Origin of the sequence: Acidovorax sp. Leaf78, from assembly GCF_001422735.1 — a bacterium.
In the GTDB taxonomy this organism is placed as follows: domain Bacteria; phylum Pseudomonadota; class Gammaproteobacteria; order Burkholderiales; family Burkholderiaceae_C; genus Acidovorax.
The window spans coordinates 20,798-46,612 of record NZ_LMLZ01000024.1 but is presented as its reverse complement, the minus strand read 5'-3'; the positions used below and the strand labels follow the sequence as shown (position 1 = coordinate 46,612).

Sequence of the window (25,815 nt, the reverse complement as noted above, 5' to 3'; positions counted from 1 at the left end):
AGTACGGCCTGGGGCCGGGCCGCCGGGGTGGCAGCCGGTGCACCCGTTACGGCCCCTTTCAGACCCACTGCCATCCAACGAGGAGACATTCCATGCTGACCATGAAGCGCAGAGACTTCACCCTGAGTGCCCTGGCCCCCCTGCTGCTGAGCGCCTGCGGCGGCAGCGACGACCCCGCGCCCACCTTTCCGCCCGGCCCCAGGGCCGACGCTGCCGACGCCCTGAAGCGGGCCACGCACTACATGGACGACACCGTGTCCTACCAGGGCGGCTACGTGTGGTCGTACTCGCCGGACCTGAAGCAGACCTTCGGAGAGATGGAGGCCTACCGCACCATGTGCTGGATCCAGCCGCCGGGCACGCCGTCGGTGGGCCATGTGTACCTGGACGCCTACCACGCCACCGGCGACGAGCGCCATTGGCGCGCGGCCGAGCGCACCGCCACGGCCATCATGGCCGCGCAGCACAGCTCGGGCGGATGGAACTACATCCACGACTTCGCAGGCGAGGCGTCGCTGAAAAAGTGGTACGACACCATCGGCAAGAACGGGTGGCGGCTCGAAGAGTTCCAGCACTACTACGGCAACGCCACGTTCGACGATGCGGGCACGGCCGTGGCATCGCAGTTCCTGCTGCGCATGTACCTCGAAAAGCGCGACGCCCGCTACCTGCCAGCCGTGCAGAAGGCCATCGACTTCGTGCTCAACGCGCAGTTCGGCCCCGAGTACGGTGTGGCCAATGGCGGCTGGCCGCAGCGGTTTCCACACTTCCCCGGGGCGATCAGCAGCATGCCGCTGCCCAACGCGTCGCAGCTGCCCGCCGGTGCCAAGGCCGGCATGGACGACGGCGATTACACGCTGCACGTGACCTTCAACGACGACGTGATGGGCGAGAACATCAAGTTCCTCACGCTGTGCGTGATGGCGCTGGGCGAGACGCGCCTGCTGCCCAGCATCACCCGCGCGATGGAATGCATGCGCCTGATGCAGCAGCCTGGCCAGCAGGCGGGCTGGGGGCTGCAGCACCTCTCGCGCGCCAAGGACGGCCGCCCTGCCGGGTCGCCCGCCGGCGCCCGCAGCTACGAGCCCCGGTCGCTGGCCACGCACACCACGCAGACCAACATCCGCCAGATGTTCAACTACTTCCAGCTCACCGGCGACCGCAAGTACCTGGCGCGCCTGCCCGAGGCGATCGCCTGGCTCAAGAGCTGCCCGCTGCCGGCCGACGCCGCCACGGTGAACCCGCTGCTGGGCGGCGGCCGCACCCACCCCACGTTTGTCGAGCTGGGCACCAACGACGGCCTGTACGTGCACCGCTACGGCTCCAACATCCACAACGGCGCCTACTACTACGACAAGAACTACACCAACACCGTGAGCCACTACTCGGCCGGCCGTCCCATCGACATCGCGGGGCTGGAGGCCACGTACGCCAAGCTCAGCGGCATGACGGACGCGGCCGTGGCCGAGATGGCCGCGCGCTCGCCGCTGAAGGTGGCGGGCGGCGGCAAGGCGCTGCCCAAATACTTCTCGATCCGCGAGGTGGACTTTCCGGACCTGTTCACCGGTGCAGTCATGGCCACGCCCGCGGTGCCCGAATCCGAAGTCGCCACGCTGCTGACCGAGCTGGGCACGCGCAACTACTGGACATCGCCCGTGCCCGAAGTGGTGAACCCCTACCAGGGCGACGGCCCCACCGCGCCGTACACCGGCACGGCCTACCGCAGCAAGCACGTGGGCGATGTGTACGACACCTCGCCCTACCCGGCCGACAACCCGCCCGAAGTGCCGCCGTACGTGAAGAAGGACAAGCCCCAGTTCATCGTCACGGCCGAGTGGATACGACGCATGGGGCGGCTGATTGCGTTCGTGGCGCCCGTGGCTTGATTCCGATGGTCTCGATGGGCTGGTGGAACCTCACCCGTTCACGCTGAGCCTGTCGAAGCGCTGCACCAGGCTTCGACAGGCTCAGCCCGAACGGCTCTGTGGCATTGGAGCGCCGATTCTGGTCAACTCCCGGCGCCTGAAACCCGCTCCGCCCCAACCGGCCCGCTTCACGCCTGCACGAACTGCCGCAGGGGCCGGCGCGGCGTGGCAGGCACCTCGTCCTGCGGATAGCCGATGCGGCAGAACATCTGCACGGTGGCATCCTCCGCCGCGCGCGGCGCGGGCCGGCCCAGCACCAGCTGGTGCACCTGCTCGTAATGCGGCGCCATCTCGGCAAACTCTTGCAGCGCCTGGCTCATGGGGTGCATGCCCACGCCCAGCGCCGTGGCCTGCAGCTGCAAGCGCACATAGGCGCGCCCGGCGTCGATCTGGCCAGCGCGTGTGTTGCCGCCGGTAACCCACACAAAGCCCATCGCCGTGCGGCTGTGGCCCTCGAAGCGGCCCATGGCGCTGTTGTACGCGGCGCTGCCCTCGGCGGGTGGCGCGGACCGGTCGAACAGGCCCAGCGCCGACATCGCCCGCACGAACGGTGCGTTGAGCGAGATACCGTCGCGGTGGCGCAGGATCTCGGCCGGGCCCACGCGCGTGAGGTGGATGCTCTCCATCATCGTGCGCGGGGTCAGCAGCTCCACCTGCGCGGACTGCCAGCACAGCGTGCGCAGCGGCTCCAGGCGCGCAGCGTCGACCGTGCCACCCACCTGCAGCCCTGCTGCGGGCCGCTGGCTGGACAGCAGCGCGGCCAGCACATCGGGCGCCACGGGGCGGGCCATGTCGAAGTCGCTCTTGGGCGTGTGGCGCTGCAGGACCTGGGCAAACAGCGCATCGGGCCGGCCCGCGGGCTTCAAGGTGACACGCGCCACCGGCCGGTCATCCCAGTCCGCCAACGCCGCAGGCAGCGGGCCCTGCGGCCACACCAGCACGTCGCTGCCCACGCCCTGCTGCGCCAGGGCCAGCACCAGCAGCTCCAGAAATGCGCCGTGGCCGATCAGTATCTGGCGGCCCAGCGGGTCGGTGTGCGGCAGCACGCGTTCGCGGTCCGTGCGCAGGGTGATCACGCCGTCTTCGCGCAGGTCCACCACCCAGGGCTGCAGGTTGTGCGGGTTGGGGGCGGTGATGGCGTAGGCCACGGCGCGGCGGCGCACCTCGGTCTCGCCCACCGGGCCTTGCCACGCCTCCACCGCTTCGGCGGGGTAGTTCGGGCCGGCCACGCCACAGGCGGCCAGGGTGCCGGCCGTGGCGGCGACGACGGTGCCACCGCCTGCCAGGCGGATGAAATTGCGACGGTTCATGGCGGGTCCTTCTGGCACTGTGGGCCGGTGGGTGGGTGTCAAAAAAAAGCGGTGAAGACAAGGTGGTGAGGCCAGACGCGCGCGCCAGCTCGCCACGACCGCCGTTGGGTTGGGTGGGGCGGTGCAGCGGCGACAGGCCCGTGGGCGCCGCGCCTTCAGGCCAGCGCGGCGCGCAGGGCGGGCGCAGCACCCAGCGCCAGGTCGTTCAGCGCCTGGCGCGCTGCCTGGTCGAACGGCGTGTGGGGCTCCTCGCCGATCAGCGCGCGCAGGCGGGTGTTGTCCAGCCGGTGGGGCTCGTGGCGCAGATATCGCATGGCGGCCAGCGACGCGAGCATGGGCATGAACACACCCGCCACGCGCAGCAGCGTCCAGTTCAGCCGCTTCACGCGCAGCGTGCCGGCATCGGGCAGCCAGCCGCGCTCTGCGGCCAAGGTGGAGAGGCTGTGCAGCCAGGGCTGCGCGCTCACGGTGTGGCCCTGGAAATGCAGGCAGTCGAACGCGGCCAGCCGGTGGCGTTCGTCGGCGACGCGCACCAAGGTGGCCGCCAGGTCGGGCAGGTACGCCCAGGGCGTGGCCACGTTCAGCGGGCCGGGCCAGGTGACGCGGCCCCGGTGCAGGTCCTTGGCGATGGACTGGTCGAGCCAGCCACTGGCGCCGCTGCCGAAGAAGTCGCCCGCGCGCACCACCACCGCCCGCATGCGCCCGCCCAGCGTAGCGGCGGTCAGGCGCTGCTCCATCGCCACGCGCACCAGCCCCTTGCCGCCAGCGGCCGCCTGGGGCGTGTCTTCGCGCAGCACGGCGGGCATGCCCTCGCCGAAGTTGTAGACGTTGCCCGGCAGCATCAGCGTGGCGCCGAGCTGCTGCGTAACGTCGATGGCAGCGTCCAGCAAGCCGAGCGCCTCCAGGCGCCATGCCTTGTCCGTGTACGCAGGGCTGATCGCATGCACCACCACCTGTGCGCCGCGCGCCTGGCGCAACAGCTCCGCCGTGTCATGCACCGCCACCGGCATCCACCACACACCGCCCATGGCGGGCAGCGCGTGGCCGCCCGCAGCGGGCCGCACCTGCGCCAGCACCTGCCAGCCGGCCTGGGCAAAGGCCCGTGCGGCAGCCAGCCCCAGGCGGCCGCGCGCGCCCAGGATCAGCACGGTGGGCTGAGCGGCTGGTGCTGCCTGTGGTGCGGCAGGAGCGAAGGGAGTGTTAAGCGGTGCGGTCATCGGAATCTCCACGGCGGGAAAGGAATGGACCGATTGTGAAAACGCACCGACAACCACACAATTGCCTAACTATCCATACCAGTAATTCATTTTTGAATAGCTAAACACCGCCGAACCGGAGCACGCTACCGCCATGAATCAGACCTTCGACTGGAGCCTGGTGCAGTCCTTCCTGGCCGCGCTGGACCAGGGCAGCCTGCTGGGCGCGGCCCGTGTGCTGAACGCCAGCCAGCCCACCATCGGCCGCCACATCGCCGAGCTGGAATCACAGCTGGGCGTGGTGCTGTTCGAGCGCACCGGCCGCGGCCTGCTGCCCACCGCCACGGCACTGCAGCTGGCCGAATCGGCCCGCGCCATGGAGGCAGGCGCCCATCAACTGGCGCGCAGCGTGTCGGGCGCCGAGGCCGGCGTGAGCGGCACCGTGCGCATCACCGCCAGCCAGCCCGTGGCCTGCGTGCTGCTGCCGCCGGTGCTCGCGCGCATGCGGCAGGCGCTGCCTGAGGTGCAGGTGGAACTGGTGTCCAGCAACGAAGTCACCAACCTGCTGCGCCGCGAAGCCGACATCGCCCTGCGCATGGTCCGCCCCGACCAGGCCAGCCTGGTGGCCAAGCGCATCGGCGCCGTAAAGCTGGGCGCATATGCCCACCGCGACTACCTGCGCCGCAAGGGCACACCGCGCCAGCCGTCAGACCTGCTGCAGCACGAGCTGATCGGCAACGACCGCCACGAGGACATCCAGCAAGGTTTTGCCGCCATGGGCTACCCGGTGGACCGCGAGCGTTTTGCCTTCCGCACGGATGACTTGATCGCCTGCTGGGAGGCCGTGCGCGCCGGCCTGGGCGTGGGCTTTGTCGGCGACTACATGGCCCGCACCGACCCCGACGTCGTGCCCGTGCTGCCCATGCTGCCTCTGCCCGAACTTCCGATCTGGCTCACGGTGCACCGCGAGATCCGCACGAGCCGCAGGATTCGTGCGGTGTACGACTTTTTGGCGCGGGAGGTGCCGCAGGCGTTGGGGTGATGGTGGTGGGTGGAGGGCGTTGGGTGTGTAGAAACGGGGGAAACGGTGGAAGGGTAGCTGATGACAGAATACGGCCAAAAGCGGGCACCGAAATAAACATCACGACGACAGCCCCACTAGAAGACTCCAACTCTATGAAACTTCCATCGATTGCTCGTATTGCAATGGCTGACGTCCTGCGTGACGGAGGCTCTTACTTCCTGCTGCTCGAAGGAAAAGGAGGCCAAACCTTCACTCTCAGGTTGCCAGTAAAGCTAAGCGAGTTGGGGGTACGGACCGCATACGGAACTCCCTCGTTTTCCGAGCAGGCTACAGGTAAGTCTGACTCGTTGAATTGGAATGATGCGGCTTATCTGGCTCGAATGCTGGAGGAGATTTGCAGGGGGGAAATCGCCGAAGGAGGCATACGACGCGCCAATGAATGCATTGCACTGCTCGCCGGGGCTGGTTCATTGAGCGCTCTGCCGACAGATGCAGGGCATTAATTTCGCGCCAGCCAAGCGCCCGGTCTGAGCGGCTGCTTTGAGCCCTAAGCAGCCGGTGGACGAAACGACCCCAGAGCTGCCGTTGACTGTTTGCTTGCCCTCCAAACCGCGCTGCCTCACTGTCCGGTGCCTGCCTACTGGCAAGCTATAGTCAGGCGCTGCTATTGCCCAATCTGCAAAGAGTCGTAGGCGCCGCACGAGTCACCGACTCCGTGGTGAAAACGCCTAACCCCGCGTTCGAGGCGACCTCTGCGAAAAGCCGCGCAGGCACCTCAACTCCACGTTATGCCCCATGAACGAGGCCCCCTTGGACATCAAAGCGCTACTCACTTCCGCTGAAGAGGTGTTCCTCGAAGAGACAGGTTGGCTGGACGACTGCTCTCCTGAGGAACTCGAACGGACATACACCGACTTCGCAAGCCGTTTTCGTACATGGCGGGCGAGACTGGCGGAGAGCCTTGGCCCGCCCAGCGTTACCCGTGAGCGTGCGCCCGATCTGGCTGAGGAGCTCTACTTCGAGGCCTTTGAATTGGCGGCTTGGCCAAAGGACCACGGGTACTTGGTCCTCGCCTGCGGCCAGCACGATCGGGAGTCCCCGATTTTCGTCTCATTTGGCTACAGGGAGCCAAATGGTGCATGATTTCACATGGAGTGTCCGCTTTCGTACGCCGCCACAGACCGCTCCTGGCCGATAGCCGTCCGAGTACCAACCGCTCCAACGCCCCAGCTCCTGTCATCTCGAATCTGGCCTATGAAGGTGTGACAGCCTCTAGCTTGCGCCTGCCACATGGCAAGCACCCTACTCCCCCTCCCGCTTCGGATTCCCCCGCACCACGAAGTGCCGCGAGAACCCCACGGGCCGACTCACACCCATCGGCTCCGACCACAGCGGAACCCGAAAGCCAGGCTCTGCCAGCACCTGCACGCTCCAGTCCGTATCACCGATGAAACGAAACCGCAGCGTGTCCGGCTCGGGCGACGGAAGCAGCGAGAACGAGCCCGTGGAATACATCGCCCCCAGCGTTGCAGTGTCGATGCACTGCAGGTCCGCATCGAGCAGGTGGATATGCAAAAACTCCTCCGCCGGGACGTCGTCGGTCGTCAGCAGCAGCGTGAAGCCTTGCCATTGCGCAGCCGCCTCCAGCACCGCACCGGGCACATGGCGACCTGTGGCCTGGCCGTTGCGCAGGATGTGGCAGTGGGCGGGTGCGTCGTCGGGGCGGCCTGCCAGGCGCTCGACCGACAGCTCTTGGGGGGTGAGCAGGTGCATGGGCGCTGCGTCCTTACCAGAAGTAGTCCACGCCGAAGGCCGCCAGCGCGCCGCCGACAAAAGCCCCGACGGTGACGCACACGGGCGCCCCGGGGCCGCAGGCCAGGCCGGCCAGGGCGCCGCCGGCGATGCCGCCGCCAATGCCGGCGCCGGTGACAGCCACTTCGCGGCGGGCGGCGCCGGCCTTGTCTTCGGCCTTGGCGATGGAATACACGGACAGGGCGATCGACAGCACCAGCAGGCCCCGCCCTGCGCGCGAGAGGTTGCGCATGGTGGCGGTCACGCGCGGGTTCGACGTGCCGGCGGATTTGACGATCTCGGCATACACCGCGTTCTGCTGGGTGGTGGAGAGCCGGCTGAAGTCCGCACCGGCGCCGTGCAGTTGCTGCGTCTTGCGTGCGATGAGTTCGTTGAGCGTCTTGCCTTCGCGCTTGAGCCGCTCGGCCATCGCGCGGCCCACCGGGGTGCTGCGGCCGCGGATGACTTCCATGATGGCGTTGCGGGCCTCCTGCGCCTGCTGGGCGGCCTGCGCCCAGGTCATCCGCCCGCTGCTCACCTGCCCGCGCAGCTCGTTGGCCATCGCCTGGATCTGCATCGAATACGCCTGGCGCGCGGTGGCGTCGATGGTCAGGTGCGTGCCGGCGTTGGCGATCTCGAACTCCAGCGCCCGGATCGCGGAGTCAAAGGCGGTCTTGTCGTTGTCCTGCACTCGGTGCTCCTCGTGGTTGGATGGATGGATGGATGGACCGTGCGGCGATGGCGGCCAGGCCGAGCCCTGCGCGGCGTGCGCCGGCAGGCGGCCCCCTGGCGTTTTAAACGGAGCGGGCGAACATGCCCCTAGGGCACTCCCCGAAAATCGTTACAAGAAGTGGCTGCAGCGACGGCGCCAACCCCCTGAATCCACCGCTGCCTGCCGCACCGGGCCTGCTAGCATCCGGCACCCGATCCACACCCCTTCGAGGAGCCTGCGATGCCCAGCCCCACCGCGTTGCGCCCACGCGCTTTTGTCGTCCACCGCGCCTTGTGGATGGCCTGCATCGTCAGCGGGGTGGGCGCGCTGCCCTTCGTCGCCATGGCGCAGGACGCGCCACGCCCCGCGGCCGGCGACACATCACGCATCGCCCGCGTCACCGTGTACCCCGGCAGCGCCACCGTGGAGCGCGTGGCCCGCGTGCCAGCCGGTGCGCGCAGCCTGACCATTGGCTGCCTGCCCGCATCCATCGACGCGCAGAGCCTGCAGATCAGCGCCGACGCCGCCGTGCGCGTGGGCGAGTTCAACGTGCTGACCGAAGACCGCGATGTGGCCGCCGCCTGCGCGAGCCCGCTGGACGGCCGCATCCGCGAGCTGGAGGACCAGATCGCCGGGGTGAAGGCCGAGGCCTCGGCGCTGCAGTTGGTGGACGGCTACCTGCGCGGCGTGGCCGGCGTGGGTGGTGCGGTCACGGGCGACGACGCCACGGCAGCGGCCACCACGGCGACCGCCACCAACACCCGCATCGCCAGCCCCACGCCCGCCCAGATCACGGCCACGGCCGAGGTGCTGCGCAAGTCCGGGCAGGACGCGTTTGCACGCACGCACCAGCTCAAGCGCAAGCAAGAGGCGCTCGAACTCGCCTTGAAGCCCCTGGTGGCCGAGCGCGACCGCGTGGCCAGCCAGCGCGCACGCGTGGTCTCCGTGAGCATCAACCTGGCGGCAGAGCGCGACGCCGAGCTGCGCCTGTCCTACCAGGTGCGCGGCCCGGGCTGGCAGCCCACGTACCGCGCCACGCTGGATGGCGCCAAGTCCACCGTGCTGCTGGAGCGCCAGGCGCTGGTGGCGCAAAACAGCGGCGAGGACTGGACGGGCGTGCAGCTCACGCTGTCCACCGGCCAGCCCGGCCGCGCCACGCAGGGCCGCCTGCCGCGCGCCTGGACGCTGGATGTGGCACCACCGCCGCAGCCCGTGGGTGCTGTGGCGCCCGTCATGGCGATGGCTGCGCCCGCGCCACCAGCGGCTCCTGCCCCCCTGGCTCGCGCGCGCATGGCCGAAGACGCCATGCCCAGCTTCGACGTGAGCTCCATCGACAAGGGCTTTGCCACCGAGTTCGCCGTGCCGCAGCGCATCACCGTGCCGTCCAGCGGCCAGCGCGTGACGCTGGCACTGGGCAGCCAGACGGCCCCCGCCACGCTGATCACGCGCACGGCACCCGCGGTGGAAGAAGCCGCCTACCTCGTCGCACAGATGGCGCAGCCTGCGGGCGTGTGGCCGGCGGGCACAGTGGGGCTGTACCGCGACGGTGCCTTCGTGGGCACCGGGCGCATCGACTTCGCGGCGGCCAGCGCGGGCGCGCCTGCGGGCAGCACCAGCCTGTCGTTCGGCCGCGATGAACTGGTCACCGTGCGCGCCGAGGCGGTGCAGGACCTGACCGGCAGCACGGGTTTCACCGGCTCGCGCACCGAGCGCAAGACGCGCCGCGCCTACAGCGTGGACAACCGCCACAAGGCCGCCATCACGCTGCAGGTGCTGCATGCGGCGCCGGTCTCGCGCAACGAGAAGATCGAGGTCGAGTCGCGCTACCAGCCCCAGCCCGCCGACCTGGCGTGGGACCGCACGCCCGGCACCGTGGCCTGGCAGCAGAGCCTGGCGGCAGGCGCCACGGCGCAGTTCAGCGCCGAGCACACCATCCGCTACCCCAAGGACGTCCAGCTCCAGGAACGGCAGTAACGCGGCGGATGCAGCAACCCCGAGGCTGCCGCAGCGTGACACCACCCACCGGGGCGCACCGGCGCCGCTGGGTGACAATCCAAGGGCAGGCACCACGACGGGCCTGCCCTTTCTTTTTTTGCTGCCGACATGCCCTCCGCCCCAGACGCCCTGCGCCCCACCGTGCGCTTTTTGCTTGCCCACCCGGCCCACTTCATCGCACTCGGCTTTGGCGCGGGCCTTTCGCGCAAGGCGCCGGGCACCGTGGGCACGCTGTGGGCGTGGCTGGCCTACCTGGTGCTGCAGCAGTGGATGACGCCGTGGCGCATGGGCCTGCTCATCGCCGGCGGCACGCTGGTGGGCTGGTGGGCCTGCACCACCGCGGCGCGCAACCTGCGCGTGGCCGACCCCGGCAGCATCGTGTGGGACGAGATCGTTGCCTTCTGGCTGGTGCTGTGGCTGGCCATGCCCATGGGCTTCTGGGGTCAGCTCACGGCGTTTGCGCTGTTCCGCTTTTTCGACGCGGCCAAGCCCGGGCCCGTGGGTTGGGCCGACGGCCTGTTCAAGGGTTTTGGCTGGCGCGGCGGCTGGGGCATTTTGTTTGACGACTTCGTGGCGGCGTTTTGCACGCTGCTGGTCATTGCGCTGTGGCGCTTCTGGTGAACCGCCGCGGTGGCCCCGCGGGGTTGCATCTGTACCGCGCCGCCGGTTTGTGGCAGCCTTGTGAACTTGCCGACAGGCGCTGCGGAGACTCCGATGACCATGACGTCACTATCAAAAAGTGAGCTGATAGCGCTTGACAGTACAGCGCTGGATGCCAATTTGACGCAGATTTCGCTGCGCCTGCTGCAGCACCGCCACATGCTGGCCACGGCCGAGAGCTGCACCGGCGGCATGATCGCCGCGGCCTGCACGGACCTGGCGGGCTCCAGCCAATGGTTCGAGCGCGGCTTCGTCACCTACTCCAACGACGCCAAAACCGACATGCTGGGCGTGCCCGCCGCGCTCATCGAGCAGCACGGCGCGGTGAGCGAAGCCGTGGCCCGCGCCATGGCCGACGGCGCGCTCACCCACTCGCAGGCCCAGGTCAGCCTGGCGGTGACCGGCGTGGCCGGCCCCACGGGCGGCAGCGACGAGAAGCCCGTAGGCACCGTGTGGTTCGCCTGGTGCGTGGGCGGCGAGACGCACAGCGAAATGCAGCACTTTGCAGGCGACCGCGGCACCGTGCGGGCGGCCACGCTGCGCTATGCGCTGCAGCGGCTGCTGGGGTGGTTGCCAGCGTGACCGCGCCAGGGGCAGTGATCACGATGCACTGACCACCTCGGCGCCTGCCGGGCTCGCCGGCCCGCGGTGCAGCCCCGGGGTGCAGCCCGATCAGCGCCTGCGCAACCCCATCAGCCCTTGTCGGCTGCCATGCGGTCGATCAGCACGCCGCTGGCTTCATTGAGGCCCAGCACCTGCACCGTGCAGCCGTGGTGGCGCAGGCGCTCCGCCACCTTGTCGAGCGCGGCCACGGCGGTGATGTCCCAGAAGTGGGCGTGCGTGACGTCGATGACCACGGCGCGGCCCTCGGCGCCCAGCACGTCGAACGCCTCGATGAACGCGTCGGCCGAGGCGAAGAACACCTGGCCCGTCACGCGCCAGGTGCGCATGCCGGTGGCGTCGTCGTCGTGCACCTGCACCGCCAGCATGCGCGATACCTTGAACGCAAAGAACACGCCGCTGAGCAGCACGCCCACGGCCACACCCGCCGCCAGGTTGTGCGTGGCGATGGTGACCACCACCGTGGCCAGCATCACCGCGCTGGACAGGCGCGGGTGCCGCACCAGTGCGGACAGCGACTTCCAGTCGAACGTGGAGGCCGACACCATCACCATGATGGCCACGAGCGCGATCACCGGCACCCGGGAGACCCAGTCTTTCAGCGCCACCATGAGGATGAGCAGGAACACGCCCGCGAACAACGTGGACAGCCGGCCGCGCCCGCCGTACTTCACGTTGCCCACGGCCTGGCCGATCATTCCGCAGCCCGCGATGCCGCCGAACAGGCTGGCCGCAATATTGGCCACACCCAGGCCCGCGCACTCGCGGTTCTTGTCGCTCGGAGTATCGGTCATCTCGTCGACCACGGCGGCCGTCAGCACCGATTCGAGCAGGCCCACCATGGCAATCGCCAGGGCCGGGAGCAGGATGATGCGCAGCGTATCGAGCGACAGCGGCACGCCGGGCCAGCCGAATACGGGCAGCGAGTCCGGCAGCTTGCCCAGGTCGGCCACCGTGGGCAGTTGCACGCCCAGGCCCTGCGCCAGCAAGGTCAGCGCCACCACGCAGATCAGTGGCGACGGCACGGCGCTGAGCGCGGGCAGCCGCAGCACGCCGCCCAGCCACGGCAGGCCGTAGATGATGGCCAGCCCCAGTGCCAGCATGGCCCAGGTGGCCGCGCCCTGGCCCTGCAGGTGCGGCAGCTGCGCGGCAAAGATCAGCACCGCCAGCGCGTTGACGAAGCCGGTGCGCACCGAGCTGGAGACGAACCGCATCAACACGCCAAGCTTGAGCAGGCCGAACACCAACTGCACCAGCCCCGCCAGCAAGCCCGCCGCCAGCAAATAGCCCAGTCCGTGCGACTGCACCAGCGGCGCTGCCACCAGCGCCACCGAGCCCGCAGCGGCGGACACCATGGCCGGCCGTCCGCCCACGAAGGCGATGACCAGGCTGATGACGAACGAGGCGAACAGCCCCACCGACGGATCGACCCCCGCCACGAACGAGAACGCGATGACCTCGGGGATGAGTGCAAACGTGGCGACGGCGCCCGCCAGCAGTTCGCGCGGAATGCTGGGCGCCCATTCGGCGCGCAGGCGTTGCAAGGAAACAGAGAGGTGGTGGGCCATGAACAAAAAAGCCCCGGAGCGCGCTGCGCACCGAGGCCTCGACAAGGAGGAACGGCAATACCGAAGAGGTGCCGATTATCCGCGCTTGCGGCGCATGCCGTTGAGGGCCGAGGCAGCCATGGCCAGCACCAGCAGGATCAGGCCCCATTCGCTGAGGGTGGGAATACTGGCAGCCGCCACCGGTGCGCCCAGCACGTTGAGCACCGCAGATGCCGTCAAAAGGGTGGGAAAGCCGCTGTCGAACAAGGTCACAGGTGGCAGCGCGTGGCTGCCCAGCACCGCGCCTTGTATGCGGACGGAAACGACGCACCCGAATGAACGGGGCCCCATAAACGGCCCGTCGTACACCGTGGTGGTGTTGGCGTTGGCCAGCTGTACCGTGGTGGAGCCTGGCACTGCCGTGATGGTGGGGAGCAGCGGCCCCGGCACCGCACCGCAATCGGTGGCGGCGCCATTGGGCGTGGCCACGACCAAGCCGGCAGGCAATGTGGTCGTGAAACCGAGGTTGCGAAAGTTATCGTAGGCGGTCAGCGTGTACGTCAGTGTGGACGTGCCATTGATCGGCACGGTCGTCGGGTTGAACACCGTGCCGAAGGTGCCTGCGGCGCCCGCATGGGCCGCGGATGCGACCACCCACCCTGCCAGCACGGCAGCGATCTTCCACCCACATTTTTTGATCATTTGAACAGGTCAATCCACGGACATTGCAAGGCATGGCTGGCACTGCACACCGTCTGCCGGCGGCGGCCGTGCTCTACAGGGCCTTGGCGGCCCCGAGCCTGTGTTTCTCGGTGCGTATCACCGTGTCCGCGACTCTAGTGAGACCGTCCGCGCAAACCTTGCCAAAGCTTGCCTTCGCCGGGCAAGCGTGGCAAACGCCGCACAGGACCGGGCAATCCCTGCTTACCGGATGTGCATGCCCATGCACAGCCGGTAGCCCTTGCCGCGCAGGGCACGGATGGGAGCGGCTGGCGCACCGTGGGCCACGAGCTTGCTGCGCAGGCGGGAGACCAGGACTTCGAGCTGCGCCTTGCCCTGCTCGTCCACCGATTTGTCGAGCTGCTCGAGCGCCTGGAAAATTTCCAGGGTGTGGTCGGGGGCCAGGGCCAAGGCGCGCAGCAACGTGGCTTCGGCGCTGCGCAAGGCCAGCGGGCCCAATGGCGTGTGCAGGCGCTGCGCCGCGGTGTCGAGCGTGAAGTCGGCAGGATGGGCCGCAGCGCTGTGCCGCACGCGGTGCGCCAGCGCCAGCACGGCGGCCCGCAACTCCTCGGGCGCGGTGGGCTTGATCAGGTACAGGTCGGCGCCGTGCTCGTAGCCCGCCACTTTTTGCTCCACGGCACGCAGCGCCGTGACCATGATGATGCCGATGCCGGGCTGCACCCGGCGAAGCCGCTGGGCCAGGCTCAGGCCGTTTTCACCGGGAAGGTTCAGGTCCAGCACCGCGATGTCGGCGACAAAGTCGCGCGGCAGCTCGTCGATGGCCTCGGCGCTGTCGATGCCGATCACGTCGTGCCCGGCGGCCGTCAAGGTCTCTACGGTGACGTCGAGCAAGGCCTGGTGGTCTTCGACCACCAGCAGCCTGAGCGGTGGATGAAAAGTCACAGTGGCAGCCATAGCTCAAAAATGACGAGAGGGTGGTCGGTGCGGTAGGCCAGCGTGCCGCCCAGCTGCACGGTCAGCGCCTTGGCGATGTACAGCCCCAGGCCCGAACCACTTTGGTGGTGGGCGCCGGGCGCCCGGTAGTACTTTTCGAACACGCGCTCCGGGTCCGGCAGGCCGGCGGCGGCGGCGCGGTTGTCCACGCGCACGCACACGCCGTCGGTGCCTGACTGCATGCTGCGCGCGACGCTGATCTGCACCGGCGAGTCCGCAGGCGAGTACTTGATCGCGTTGTCGACAAGGTTGCTGAGGATGGTGCGCAGCAGCAGCGGATCGCTGTGGACCGAGAGATCGAGCGCGTCCTCCGCCACCTGCATGACAACGCGTTGCTCGGCCCGCTGCAGGGTCCGCACTTCGTCCAGCAGGTCGTTGATATGGCACGGTGCCCGCTGCACCGTACCGGGCCCGCCATCGATCTGGCTGACCAGCGCGCAGCGCTCGACGATGGCATCGATGTCTGCCACGGCACGCGTGGCATGGTCCTGCATGCGCTGGGTCGGTGCAGCCGCCCCCAGGCGCATCCGGATCACGGACAGCGGCGTCTTCAGCTCGTGCGTGAGCATGGACAGGAAATGCCGCTGGTGCTCGTACGCGGCGCGCTCTTGATGGGCGATGGTTTTGGACACCTCGATGTTCACGCTGGCCTGGGTCAGCTGGGCCTGGATGGCCCGGACATGGTTGGCCAGCATCAGCTGCAGCACCAGCAGCGCAGCCACCGACCTCAACTGAAAGCCGTAGATCAGCCAGAACTGGCCTGGTAGCAAACCCAGCAATGCCGGAAAAGCGGAGAAACTGCCGCCCAACGCAAACAGGTGGGCCAGCAGCAGGATCTTGCCGTTGCCATTGCCTTGCCGCCACAACTGGATGCTGCGCACCGCACCGGTCGACAGCATGACCAGTGAGACGGACAGCAGAGCCTGGATCATTTCCGGGTAAATGCCCAGAAAGGACGCAGGCAGGCAGCAGACGGCCAGCCACAGCTGAATGCGATAGACCCAGCGCATCCACGGCGCGGCATGCGCGATGTCGAGCGCGAGCATGTAGAACCGCGTGCCAAAAAATGCCACCAGAACGATCCCCAGCGGGACCCACTGGTTGGCCCAGTACGGCGCCTCGGGCAACAGAAACTCGCCCGCCAGGCCGTTGATGCCCAGCAGGTTGAGCAGTGTGGCGAGCAGGTAGGCAATGTAGCGCCGGTAGATGCTCTCGCTGCGCCACAGCCCATGCCAGATGTTGGCCAGCAGCCCGGCGAGCATCAGGCCCAACAGCACGCCGAACAGGGCGTACTCGCGCGACATCTTTGCAAGAAACTGGCCGGGCTCCCACGCCTTGACGATGAGCACCGAGCTGCTGTGGGTCTGCAGGCGCACATAGGCGGTGCGTGGCCGGTCGTCCTCGAAGACAAAGCGGTACACGTAGCCGCGGTACGCAATTTCCTTGGCAGACTGCGGCTGCAGGTCTCCGCCCCGCCGCACGTCGAAGGGCTCGCCTGCGCTCTGGGACACGTAGATCTGCAAGTCGTCGATGTAGGGCGGGTGAATCTCCAGCAGCATCTCCCGCTTGCCATCGGCATTAGCAGGCGGCGCATGCAACGTGAAGCGCAGCCAGTGCACGGCCCGCGTGTAGCCCCCGGAGAACCCGTCGGGCACGGGCTCGAAGTCGGCGGCGCGGCCGGGCTGGCTGATGCTGGCAATGGTCTCGCCGCCCGCAGGATCGGCCACGACTGCGAGGTCGTCGATGCGCCATGGTTCACTGGCGGCACCCGCCGGTGTGGCCTGCAAAAAAAGGCACGCCACCACCAAAAGCCACAACAGCCACAGCGGGCCGGCGAGCGCCGCCACCAGCTGGGCCCACCGCGCCATCAGCGCCATGGTGCCGCGCCCACGGTACGGCTCACCGCGGCGGCCTGGTGAACGGCTGCCACAACGAGGTCCACAGTCCCGATCTGCGCGGCACATCTCCGGCGGCAAGTGTCTGCTCCTGCGCCAGCCCCAGCCGCATGCGTTCGCTGCCGTCTTGCGGCTGCGCGCAGTAGGAGCGAAACAGTTGGTCCCACCACGGAAACACCATGCCGAAGTTGCGGTGGCCCTCGTCCATGCGGACGGAGTGGTGCACCCGGTGCATGTCCGGCGTGACGCTGAACCAGCGCAGAGCCCGGTCCACCCCCGCAGGGATCGCCACATTGGAATGGCAGAACAACGAATGCGGCGCGAGCAACAGCGCGTAGATCAGCAGCGACAGCAACGGCACGCCGAGTGCGGCGCACAGCATCAGGTTCAGCCCCGTCAGGGCCAGCACTTCCAAGGGGTGGTGGCGGACGCTCGTCGACACGTCGAACGCTTCGTCCGAGTGGTGCACCTGGTGCAGCTGCCACAGCAGCGGAACCGCGTGGCACAGTCTGTGCAGGCCGTACTGGAGGCCATCCACCAGCAACACGCCCAGCGCGACCTTGAGCGCATCGGGCAGCGGCGCGGCGCCCAGCCCACCCCAGCCGGGCAAGGACCCGATGCGGATCGCGGCGGTTTGCAGGGGCTCTACCACCAGCGCCAGCAACAACAGCCCCAGGGCGTACAGCCCCACGTTGACGACCCAGCGTGCCCGCGTCTCTGGTTGCCCGGGGCGCCGGGGCCACGCACGCTCCACACCCACCAACGCAGCGCCCACCACCAGCAGCACGACATATTGCAGCCAGGGGAAGGACTGCGCCAGCGCATCCATCATGTGCGGCGGCCCGGGCCTGTGCGCATCACGCGCCGTGGCACTTCTTGTACTTCTTGCCGCTGCCGCAAAAGCAGGGGTCGTTGCGGCCGGGCTCAGGGGCCTTGCGCAGGGTCTCCACGCGCGGGCCCATGCTCTTCCAGATCTGGCGCAGGTCGTACACCGCCCAGATGGCTTCGCCGAAGGCTTCCACACGCGCCTGGCTGGTGCTGGGCGGGCCGTCTTCGCTGTACATGCAGACTTCGGGCTTGCCGGTGTCGTCTTCGGTCAGGGTCACGATGCTGCCGAGCGCATCGTCCAGCCAGCGGGCGGCTTCCTTGTCGCGCGGGGCGGCCCAGTCCTCGGGCCAGTTCTCCACGGCGAACATGAAACCCAGCGCCCAGACCTGGCCGAAGGACGGCACTTCCTGGTCGTCGTCCATCTCGGCGCGCTGCTCGTCGGTCAGGCTGGCGACGGCGCCGCGCATGTCCATGGCTTCGGGCTGGAAGGTGCGCTCGTCGTCCAGCGACTCCACCTTGGCGTCGAGCTGAGCCTCCACCTCGGTCCAGCGGCGGTTCCACAGCTCCAGAAAACGCGCCTGCTGTGCGGCGTCGGCAAAGGCGGACAGCAGCGGCAGGGGCTCACCGTCTGCAACATCGAGCTCGGCACCGTCGCCCAGCAGCATGGGCAGGTACTCGGCCGGGGCGATGGGGCGGCGGCTGCAGATCACGGCGGTCAGGAAGCCGTCGCAGAACTCCCACTGGGGGATTTCCTCGCCGCGCGAGCGCAGGTCGTCGAGGATGTTGTCGATCTCTTCAAGCTCATCCGGGCCGAGGCCTTCGGGGAAGCCGGCAGGCAGCGCGCCCAGGTCGGCGTCGGTTGTGGCTGGGGTGAAGGGGGTGGCAGGCTGGGTCATGGGGGCTCCGTTCGTCGGTGCGGGTCGGTATTCAGGGGGCAGGGTGCGGTAGGCCAGTGGGCAGCCAAGGCGGCGCCGAAAGCTCCTGGACGCAATTTTTTACTTCTATGATGCGCGTGCGGCAAGCGCGTCGGGTGCTTCAAGGCCGACGCCCGCAGGCTGGCGGCGCCGTGCACCACGGTGCAAAAAGGCGGCCAGTGTAGCCCGCTGCCGCTTTTTGCAGAACCAGGACCCCCATGATCCACCAGCTCAACTCCCTGTACCCGGTCCGCTACACCGCCTTTGCGCTCAGCGTTTTTGCACTGCTGCTGTCGCTGTTCACGCTGGTGGCGTTCAACGTGGGGCTGCCGGTGGTACTGGTGTGCGCAGCGCTGGTCGCGCTGGGCGTGTACGACCTGCAGCAGACGCGCCACGCCATCCTGCGCAACTACCCGGTCATCGGTCACCTGCGCTTCATGCTGGAGTACATCCGGCCGGAGGTGCGCCAGTATTTCATCGAGAGCGACAGCGAAGCCGCGCCGTTTTCGCGCGCGCAGCGCTCGCTGGTGTACCAGCGTGCCAAGGGCGACCCGGACAACCGGCCCTTCGGCACGCACCTGGATGTGGGCGCGCAGGGCTACGAATGGGTGAACCACTCGCTCGCGCCCACCGAGCTGCCGTCGCACGACTTTCGCGTGTGGATCGGCGGCAGCCCGGACAAGCCCTCGCAGTCCGTCTCGCCCTGCACCCAGCCCTACCACGCGAGCATCTTCAACATCTCGGCCATGAGCTTTGGCGCGCTGTCGGCCAACGCCGTCCTGGCGCTGAACCAGGGCGCACGCAAAGGCGGCTTTGCGCACGACACGGGCGAGGGCAGCATCAGCCAGCACCACCGGGTGCATGGCGGCGATTTGATCTGGGAGATCGGCTCGGGCTACTTCGGCTGCCGCAATGGCGACGGTACCTTCAGCGAAGAGCGCTTCACGGCCAATGCCACCGACCCGCAGGTCAAGATGATCGAGCTCAAGCTGAGCCAGGGTGCCAAGCCGGGCCACGGCGGCGTGCTGCCCGGCGCCAAGGTCACGGCCGAGATCGCCGCGGCGCGCGGCGTGATGGTGGGCGAGGCCTGCATCTCGCCGGCCAGCCACAGTGCGTTCAGCAACCCGGTGGAGATGATGCAGTTCATCGCCAGGCTGCGCACGCTGTCGGGCGGCAAGCCCACCGGCTTCAAGTTCTGCCTGGGCCATCCATGGGAGTGGTTCGCCATCGTCAAGGCCATGCTGGTGACCGGCATCACGCCCGACTTCATCGTGGTCGATGGGGCCGAGGGCGGCACGGGCGCGGCGCCGGTGGAGTTCAGCGACCACGTGGGCGCGCCGCTGCAGGAAGGCCTGCTGCTGGTGCACAACACCTTGGTGGGCGTGAACCTGCGCGACCGCGTGCAGATCGGCTGCGCGGGCAAAGTGATCAGCGCCTTCGACATCGCGCGCATGATGGCGCTGGGCGCCGACTGGTGCAATGCGGGGCGCGGCTTCATGATGGCGCTGGGCTGCATCCAGGCGCAGACCTGCCACACCGGCCACTGCCCCACCGGCGTGACCACGCAGGACCCGCTGCGCCAGCAGGCGCTGGTGGTGCCCGACAAGGCCACGCGCGTGGCGCAGTTCCACCACAGCACGCTGCATGCGCTGCAAGAACTGGTACAGGCCGCCGGTTTGCGCCACCCCAAGGACATCACCGCACACCACATCGTGCGGCGCATCAGCGACACCGAGGTGCGCCTGCTGTCCAACCTGATCACGCGCATGCAGCCCGGCGCGCTGCTGGGCCCGCTGGAGGCGCAGCACAACGTGTTCCGCCTGTACTGGCCGCTGGCCAACGCCCACAGCTTTGCCGCCGGCGAGCCCGAGCTGGAGCCGTCGGTGCCGCACCATGTGGAGATCGCGCAGGCCGCCGTGGCCGTGACGCAGGCCGTGGCCGCGGGAGGCGTGGCGGTATGACGATGGAGCCCGCGGCCTGCACGACCCCACCCGCCCCCACCGACTACGACGCCTTCCTGCGGGAGCAGCTGGCAGCGCAGCCCCACAACGTGATGAGCCACGTGCGGGGCGATGCGCAGGGTGGCGAGCAGATCTGGATCAAGCGCGCGGACACACCGCACGGCCAGGGCCGCTACCGCGCCATGGCCGTGCTGGCGGGGCTGCTGCGCCTGCCAGTGCTGCGCCCGGTGCCCAACCCGGGCGGGCCCGCTGCCATCGCCACCGAGGTGCGGCGGCTCAAGGACCTGGCCGCGCGCGGCATCCGCGTGCCCGCGGTGCTGGCCGCGCAGCCGGGCGGCTTTGCCATGCGCCACCTGGGCCGCGTGGGGGAAGAGACGCATTCGCTGGGCAACGAGATCGACGGCGCGGTGCGCGCAGGCGACGCCACCGCGGTGCTGGCGCTGTGGCAGCAGGGCCTCGACACCCTGGCCCACGTGCACCGCCAGGGCACCTGCCTGAGCCAGGCGTTTGCGCGCAACCTGGTGCGCTGCCCGGACGGCGAAGTGGCCTGCATCGACTTCGAAGACGACCCCGCGGCCGTGCTGCCGCTGGCCTTGTGCCATGCCCGCGACGCGCTGTGCTACGCCCACTCCACGGCCATCTACCTGCCTGCCAGCGGCACGCTGCACGAGGCCCGCACACGCTGGGCCGCCTGGGTGGCGCAGGGCAGCCCCGACATGCAAGCCGTGCTGGCCACCAGCATCGGCCGCATGCGCTGGATGCGCCACCTGCCCACCAGCCGCCGCCTCGGCCGCGACCTGCAGCGCGTGCGGGCGGCGTACGACCTGCTGGTGCCTTCACCCACCACTTAGGCAGGGTGGCCACGCCCACCCTGGGGCATGGCGCGGCGGTTGGCCGACGGGCAGACCAAAGGCCGCAGCCACGCGGGTTGCGCGGCCCTTGGCAGGTCGCGCAACCCGCCGTAATGTCGGGTAGGCATTGGCTGACAGGATCACGCGGGCGTGGGCCCTATCGTGCAGGCAGGTGTTTTGCACCACGACCCTCAGCTCTCCTGCCTCATGCCACATCCTGCTTCCGCCGCTGCCCTGCCTGACCCGACCGCCGTCTCTTCAGCCAAGCCCCCGCCTGCCAAGAAAAAGCCCCGCCGCCGTCGTCCGCCCACGCTGTCCTGGTCGGCCTGGAAGCAGTTCATGAGCGTGGCCCGTCCCTACTGGACGGGCGACAAGAAACGCACCGCCTGGGGCTTGCTCGCGCTGCTCATCGGCCTGATGGTGCTGGAGACCCAGTTGGCAGTGATGCTGATCGACAAGAGCGGCGAGCTGACATCGGCCCTGGCCGCCAAGCAGGCCGACCGGTTCTGGGCTGCGGTGCGCGGCAGCCTGCTGGTGCTGGCATTCGCCGTGCCGGTGTACGCGTTCTACTACTTCATGCGCGATGCGTTCTCCAACCACTGGCGCCGCTGGCTCACGCACCGCTTTCTCGACGGTTATCTGGGCGACCGCAAGTACTACGAGATCGGCACCGGCAACGAGATCGACAACCCCGACCAGCGCATCAGCGAAGACATCAACACCTTCACTGGCCGCTCCACCCACTTTCTGCTGATCTTTCTCGGGTCGCTGATGCAGCTGGTGGCGTTCAGCGCGGTGCTGTGGTCCATCTCGCACACGCTGGTGGCGTTTTTGGCGGCGTATGCGCTGCTGGGCACGTTCGGCGCGCTGTACTTTTTCGGTGCGCCGCTCATCCGGCTCAACTTCTGGCAGATCCGGCGCGAGGCGGACTTCCGCTTCGGCCTCATGCGCCTGCGCGAGAACGCCGAGTCCATCGCGTTCTACCGCGGCGAGCCGCAAGAGCGCGCCCAGCTCAACCGCCGGTTCGAGGCCGCGTTCAACAACTTCAGCCGTCTCATCAAAAAGCAGCGCTCACTCAACCTATACCAGCGCGCATTCAGCCAGCTAACCCTGGTGCTGCCGGCCATCATCCTGGCCAACGGCGTGCTGTCGGGCGAGATGGAGGTGGGCCGCGCGATCCAGGCGGCCGGCGCCTTTGCGGCGGTGCTGGCGGCGGTGTCGCTGATCGTGGACAACTTCGAGAGCCTGAGCCGGTTCGTGGCCGGCATCGACCGCCTGCACGTGCTGTCGCAAGTGGCGCTGAAAACGCCCGCCGCGCCCACGCCGTGGGCAGAAAAGCCCGTTGCGCCACCCGCCGTCCCGCCCGCGGAAGCGCAGCAGGTGCCCTCGGAAGATGTCACGTCGCAGATCGAGCTGCGCAGCGGCGATGCGCTGGCCATCCAAGGCCTCACGCTGCACACGCCCCAGTTCGGCAGACTGCTGGTGCAGGACCTGTGCGTGGCGCTGAACCCGGGCGACGCCCTGCTGATCACCGGCCCGAGCGGCTGCGGCAAGAGCTCGCTGCTGCGCGCCGTGGCCGGGCTGTGGCGCTCTGGCAGCGGCACGGTGCAAAGCCCGTCGCTGGACGACATGTTCTTCCTGCCGCAGCGCCCCTACATGCAGCTCGACACGCTGCGCAGCCAGATCATCTACCCCGCGCGCAAGACCGCGCTGAGCGACGCGCAGCTGCTGGAGCTGCTGCAGGCGGTGCACCTCGAATCGCTGGCAGAGCGCGTGGGTGGGCTGGACGCCTCGCACGACTGGGAAAAGCTGCTGTCCACCGGCGAGCAGCAGCGCCTGGCGTTTGCCCGCGTGCTGGCCAAGCAGCCGCGCATCGTGATCCTGGACGAGGCCACGAGCGCGCTGGACAGCGCCAACGAAGCGGCGCTGTACGAACGCCTGCGCGAGAGCGGCACCACGCTGGTCAGCATCGCCCACCGGCCTGCGGTGCTCAAGCACCACACGCATGTGCTGGAGCTCAAGGGCGATGGGGCCTGGCAGCTGCACGCGGCTGGCGACTTCCGGTTCGCGGCATAAGCCAGGGAAGCCGCAGCGCCGCCTTCAGCCTTCAAGCGGGTGTGCGTTCAATCATTCATACCGTTTGGGCTGAGCCCGTCGAAGCCCTGCGCGGCCATGTGGCGGAGCCATCCTGAGCCCGTCCAGTGGCTCGGCGGGAACGGTTCTTTAGATTTTTGAAGACACAGGGGTATCAGGCGGTAGCGACCTCGGGCTGCGTCAGCACCAGGGCAGTCGCCACATGCGCACCCAGGGTCAGCAGGCGCTTTCGCATGCAGATCACGGCCTTGTCCTTGCTCAGCAGGATGGCGCGGTGCGCGGCGGCCAGGTCGATGAACTTCTGGTCGTCCGTGTCCTTGCACACGTACTGCACGGGCGCGGCGATGTCCACCAGCCGCGCCTGGGCGTCGAAGTCGGCCAGCACCTGCGCGGCATCCACCTGGTAGTAGTCCATGCGCGAGACGATGTGCGGATAGGCCAGCACACGCTCGAGCTCATCGCGCATGACCTGCGTGGCGATCCAGTCCAGGCGCCGCTCTGCCAGCAGCGCCCGCAGCGGCACGGTGGCGGGGTCCGAGAAGATCAGCAGGTCGAGCGCGACGTTGGTGTCCACCACCACGGGGCGTGCGGGCTCTTGCGGCGCTGCCTCGGCGGGCAGGTGCAGCTCAACCCGCATCGCGGGGCCCGGCGTCGGCAGCCTTGGCGGGGCGCTCGCGCACCGCGCCCTTGATCATGTCGAAGCGGAACATGCGGCACTCGATGGGGCCGTTCCACATGGGCACGCGGCGCGACTCTTTCAGGCGCATCTTGCCGGGCAGCTTGAGGTCGGGCGTGAGCATCCAGGCCGTCCAGCCGCTGTAGTTCTTCTTCCAGTGCGTGGCCAGTTGGCTGAAGAACTCGCCGCCGTCTTCGGTGTGCGCCTCTTCCCGGCCCACGGCCATGCCCTGGGCCCGGTCGGCTGCGCGCTCGCCCGCGTTGCGGCCCGCGGCACCGGCGGCGGCAATCCGCTCGCCGTAGGGCGGGTTCAGCAGCATCACGCCCGGCTGTTCGCTGGGCGGCATGCGCTGCAGGGCGTCGCCGCCGCGCAGCTGCACCGCGTCGGCCACCCCGGCGCGCTCGGCGTTGCGCACCGCGAAGTCGACCATCCGGAAGGCGACATCACTGCCAAAAATCGGCACAGCGCTCGCCTGGATTGCGCTTTCAGCTTCTGATTTGATAGCAGACCACACATGGCCCTGGAACGGCAGCAGTTTTTCGAACGCAAAGCGCCGCACCATGCCGGCCGGGATGCGGCAGGCGATCTGCGCGGCCTCGATGGCGATGGTGCCGCTGCCGCAGCAGGGGTCGTACAGCGGCACGGGGTTGTCGCCCAGGGGGTCCCAGCCGCTGGCGGCGATCATGGCGGCGGCCAGCGTCTCCTTGAGCGGGGCATCGCCCTTGTCCTCGCGCCAGCCGCGCTTGAACAGCGGCTCGCCGGAGGTGTCGATGTAGATCGTAGCCTCGTCGGTGGTCAGGTGCAGGTGGATGCGCACGTCGGGCCACTGGGTGTTCACATCGGGCCGCACGCCGCTCTTGGCGCGAAAGCGATCGGCCACCGCGTCCTTGACCTTCAGGCCCGCGAAGTTCAGGCTCTGCAGCGGGCTGTGCTGGGCCGTGACCTCGACCTTGAAGGTCTGGCGCGTGGTGAACCAGATCTCCCAGGCCACGTCGCTCGCGGCGGCATACAGGTCGTTCTCGGACCGGTAGGGGCGGTGGGCCAGCTGCACCAGCACGCGCTGGGCCAGCCGGCTGTGCAGGTTCAGCAGCAGCGCCTCGCGCCACGAGGCGCGCAGCAGCACGCCGCCCCGGCCGACCAGCAGGTCCTGCCCCGTGAGGCCGGTGATGGCGTGCACCTCGTCGGCCAGGTAGCCCTCGACGCCCGCGGCGCAAGGAAGAAAGAGTTGGAGTTGGTTCATAGCAGCGCAGAGGATAAGCCTTCAGGCCATGGGAGCGCCCAGTACGCCTGATGCGTCGGGTGCGGCGGGCGCGCGCTGCAGCAGCAGTTGGCGGATCGATTCAGGAATGGTGGCGACCTTGCGGTCGCTGCGGCCGATGAAGACGATGCCGATCTTGCCGCGGGCCACCTCGCGCCCCGAGGTCTTCTCGGTCATGCGGAACACCAGGTCGAAGCCATAGCGGTTGAAATCCACCGGCGCCATCTCCACGCACATGGTCTCGCCATGAAAGCCCTCGGACTTGTACTGCGCCACGATGTCGCCCACCACGATGGACAGCCCGCCCACGTCGGCCTCGGGGTAGCCCAGCGACTGGAAGAAACGCACGCGCGCCTCGGACACCAGGCTCAGCAGCTGCGCGTTGTCCAGGTGCCCGCCCTGGTTCACATGGCTGATGTAGATCTGCATCTCGGTGGAAAAACCGAACTGCGCGGGGAGGTCGAAGACGATGCGGGCCATGGGGATTGCAATATTGCGATTTGACAGAAAACGATTGCTGCAAGAACTGCGTTCAACCCATCACAGATTGTTACGCACAACTGAGCAGGTCCGCAGCTACCATCTTCGCGGACATCTGCCGCAGTCGGTGTTCCGCCAGTGGCAACAGGGAAATCTTGTCAAGACGAAGAGGGAGTCATGAACAACAACGTACTCATCGGCGGATTCATGGTGGCATTTGGTCTGTACACCTTGATCGCCAGATTCATAGCGCCACATCACTTCAGCAAATTGGATGCCATGAAAAAACACTGGGGTGAAACCAAAGGGACTCTTATTCACTTTGCCGCGTACACCCTGGCTCCGCTAGTGGCCGGCGGTCTCATTCTCTACTCCGCGTTGTTCACCCGCTGACCTCTGCACC

Annotated in this window: 24 protein-coding genes; 11 read left to right on the top strand and 13 right to left on the bottom strand. The window is 68.3% G+C overall.

Annotated elements, in window-relative coordinates; genetic code table 11:
* Window positions 1-92 precede the first annotated feature (92 nt).
* Window positions 93-1,886 (top strand): pectate lyase, encoded by a 1,794-nt coding sequence (locus ASF16_RS22315; RefSeq protein WP_235507486.1) that lies wholly within the window; start codon window positions 93-95, stop codon window positions 1,884-1,886.
* Between the two features lie 167 nt (window positions 1,887-2,053).
* On the opposite strand, the gene ASF16_RS22310 is transcribed toward ASF16_RS22315, so the two are convergent.
* On the bottom strand, window positions 2,054-3,235 hold the full coding sequence (locus ASF16_RS22310) for a hypothetical protein (RefSeq protein ID WP_056172402.1): 1,182 nt from the start codon (window positions 3,233-3,235) through the stop codon (window positions 2,054-2,056).
* Between the two features lie 155 nt (window positions 3,236-3,390).
* Entirely contained in the window at window positions 3,391-4,452 is a 1,062-nt protein-coding gene (locus ASF16_RS22305; RefSeq protein WP_235507485.1) for an NAD-dependent epimerase/dehydratase family protein, read from the bottom strand.
* Window positions 4,453-4,585: 133 nt separating this feature from the next.
* On the opposite strand from ASF16_RS22305, the gene ASF16_RS22300 reads away from it, so the two are divergent.
* The 3 genes from ASF16_RS22300 (at window position 4,586) to ASF16_RS22295 (ending at window position 6,598) form a co-directional block, all read left to right on the top strand.
* Window positions 4,586-5,473: a LysR family transcriptional regulator gene (locus ASF16_RS22300; RefSeq protein ID WP_056172396.1), complete on the top strand. Its 888-nt coding sequence runs from the start codon at window positions 4,586-4,588 to the stop codon at window positions 5,471-5,473.
* 134 nt (window positions 5,474-5,607) lie between these two features.
* Window positions 5,608-5,958 (top strand): hypothetical protein, encoded by a 351-nt coding sequence (locus ASF16_RS26385; RefSeq protein WP_156370847.1) that lies wholly within the window; start codon window positions 5,608-5,610, stop codon window positions 5,956-5,958.
* A 292-nt stretch (window positions 5,959-6,250) separates the two neighbouring features.
* Window positions 6,251-6,598 (top strand): hypothetical protein, encoded by a 348-nt coding sequence (locus ASF16_RS22295; protein WP_056172393.1) that lies wholly within the window; start codon window positions 6,251-6,253, stop codon window positions 6,596-6,598.
* Window positions 6,599-6,757: 159 nt separating this feature from the next.
* Here the strand turns inward: ASF16_RS22295 and ASF16_RS22290 are convergent, their stop codons facing one another.
* Complete coding sequence (locus ASF16_RS22290; protein WP_056172391.1) at window positions 6,758-7,228, bottom strand: hypothetical protein; 471 nt, start codon at window positions 7,226-7,228, stop codon at window positions 6,758-6,760.
* Window positions 7,229-7,241: 13 nt separating this feature from the next.
* Window positions 7,242-7,937 carry a hypothetical protein gene (locus ASF16_RS22285; protein WP_200926958.1) on the bottom strand — a complete coding sequence of 232 codons (696 nt, stop codon included), beginning with the start codon at window positions 7,935-7,937 and terminating at the stop codon, window positions 7,242-7,244.
* Window positions 7,938-8,300: 363 nt separating this feature from the next.
* Between ASF16_RS22285 and ASF16_RS22280 the strand changes: the two genes are divergently transcribed.
* The 3 genes from ASF16_RS22280 to ASF16_RS22270 all read left to right on the top strand — a co-directional run bounded on the left by ASF16_RS22280 (window position 8,301) and on the right by ASF16_RS22270 (window position 11,195).
* Window positions 8,301-9,932, top strand: a complete 1,632-nt coding sequence (locus ASF16_RS22280) for a DUF4139 domain-containing protein (RefSeq protein ID WP_235507494.1) — start codon at window positions 8,301-8,303, stop codon at window positions 9,930-9,932.
* Window positions 9,933-10,061: 129 nt separating this feature from the next.
* The gene (locus ASF16_RS22275) at window positions 10,062-10,574 is read left to right on the top strand and encodes a phosphatidylglycerophosphatase A (protein WP_056172380.1); all 513 of its coding nucleotides are present in this window, start codon (window positions 10,062-10,064) and stop codon (window positions 10,572-10,574) included.
* Window positions 10,575-10,673: 99 nt separating this feature from the next.
* Window positions 10,674-11,195, top strand: a complete 522-nt coding sequence (locus tag ASF16_RS22270; protein WP_369817189.1) for a CinA family protein — start codon at window positions 10,674-10,676, stop codon at window positions 11,193-11,195.
* Between the two features lie 110 nt (window positions 11,196-11,305).
* On the opposite strand, the gene ASF16_RS22265 is transcribed toward ASF16_RS22270, so the two are convergent.
* From ASF16_RS22265 to ASF16_RS22240, 6 genes are all read right to left on the bottom strand, one after another.
* Window positions 11,306-12,802 (bottom strand): SulP family inorganic anion transporter, encoded by a 1,497-nt coding sequence (locus ASF16_RS22265; protein WP_056172993.1) that lies wholly within the window; start codon window positions 12,800-12,802, stop codon window positions 11,306-11,308.
* 75 nt (window positions 12,803-12,877) lie between these two features.
* A complete protein-coding gene (locus ASF16_RS22260; RefSeq protein WP_056172375.1) occupies window positions 12,878-13,483 on the bottom strand; it encodes an IPTL-CTERM sorting domain-containing protein in 606 nt (201 codons plus the stop codon).
* A 222-nt stretch (window positions 13,484-13,705) separates the two neighbouring features.
* Window positions 13,706-14,404 carry a response regulator transcription factor gene (locus tag ASF16_RS22255; RefSeq protein WP_200926957.1) on the bottom strand — a complete coding sequence of 233 codons (699 nt, stop codon included), beginning with the start codon at window positions 14,402-14,404 and terminating at the stop codon, window positions 13,706-13,708.
* Complete coding sequence (locus ASF16_RS22250) at window positions 14,401-16,332, bottom strand: sensor histidine kinase (protein WP_056172369.1); 1,932 nt, start codon at window positions 16,330-16,332, stop codon at window positions 14,401-14,403. The genes ASF16_RS22255 and ASF16_RS22250 overlap by 4 nt, the downstream gene beginning before the upstream one ends.
* A 22-nt stretch (window positions 16,333-16,354) precedes the next feature.
* Entirely contained in the window at window positions 16,355-17,182 is an 828-nt protein-coding gene (locus ASF16_RS22245; protein ID WP_056172366.1) for a sterol desaturase family protein, read from the bottom strand.
* Window positions 17,183-17,207: 25 nt separating this feature from the next.
* Window positions 17,208-18,074 carry a UPF0149 family protein gene (locus tag ASF16_RS22240; protein ID WP_056172363.1) on the bottom strand — a complete coding sequence of 289 codons (867 nt, stop codon included), beginning with the start codon at window positions 18,072-18,074 and terminating at the stop codon, window positions 17,208-17,210.
* 236 nt (window positions 18,075-18,310) lie between these two features.
* On the opposite strand from ASF16_RS22240, the gene ASF16_RS22235 reads away from it, so the two are divergent.
* From ASF16_RS22235 to ASF16_RS22225, 3 genes are all read left to right on the top strand, one after another.
* Complete coding sequence (locus ASF16_RS22235; protein WP_056172360.1) at window positions 18,311-20,053, top strand: FMN-binding glutamate synthase family protein; 1,743 nt, start codon at window positions 18,311-18,313, stop codon at window positions 20,051-20,053.
* Window positions 20,050-20,904 (top strand): hypothetical protein, encoded by an 855-nt coding sequence (locus ASF16_RS22230; protein WP_056172357.1) that lies wholly within the window; start codon window positions 20,050-20,052, stop codon window positions 20,902-20,904. Before ASF16_RS22235 ends, ASF16_RS22230 begins: the two co-directional genes overlap by 4 nt.
* A 339-nt stretch (window positions 20,905-21,243) precedes the next feature.
* Window positions 21,244-22,980 carry an ABC transporter ATP-binding protein/permease gene (locus ASF16_RS22225; RefSeq protein WP_056172352.1) on the top strand — a complete coding sequence of 579 codons (1,737 nt, stop codon included), beginning with the start codon at window positions 21,244-21,246 and terminating at the stop codon, window positions 22,978-22,980.
* 172 nt (window positions 22,981-23,152) lie between these two features.
* On the opposite strand, the gene ASF16_RS22220 is transcribed toward ASF16_RS22225, so the two are convergent.
* Genes ASF16_RS22220 through ASF16_RS22210 form a run of 3 tightly spaced genes read right to left on the bottom strand, consistent with a single transcriptional unit; the run spans window position 23,153 to window position 25,412 of the window.
* A complete protein-coding gene (locus tag ASF16_RS22220) occupies window positions 23,153-23,635 on the bottom strand; it encodes a putative toxin-antitoxin system toxin component, PIN family (protein ID WP_056172350.1) in 483 nt (160 codons plus the stop codon).
* A complete protein-coding gene (locus tag ASF16_RS22215) occupies window positions 23,625-24,914 on the bottom strand; it encodes a class I SAM-dependent RNA methyltransferase (RefSeq protein WP_056172347.1) in 1,290 nt (429 codons plus the stop codon). Before ASF16_RS22215 ends, ASF16_RS22220 begins: the two co-directional genes overlap by 11 nt.
* 21 nt (window positions 24,915-24,935) lie before the next feature.
* Window positions 24,936-25,412: a thioesterase family protein gene (locus ASF16_RS22210; RefSeq protein WP_056172344.1), complete on the bottom strand. Its 477-nt coding sequence runs from the start codon at window positions 25,410-25,412 to the stop codon at window positions 24,936-24,938.
* 177 nt (window positions 25,413-25,589) lie between these two features.
* On the opposite strand from ASF16_RS22210, the gene ASF16_RS22205 reads away from it, so the two are divergent.
* Complete coding sequence (locus ASF16_RS22205; RefSeq protein WP_056172340.1) at window positions 25,590-25,805, top strand: hypothetical protein; 216 nt, start codon at window positions 25,590-25,592, stop codon at window positions 25,803-25,805.
* The last annotated feature ends 10 nt before the right edge of the window (window positions 25,806-25,815 follow it).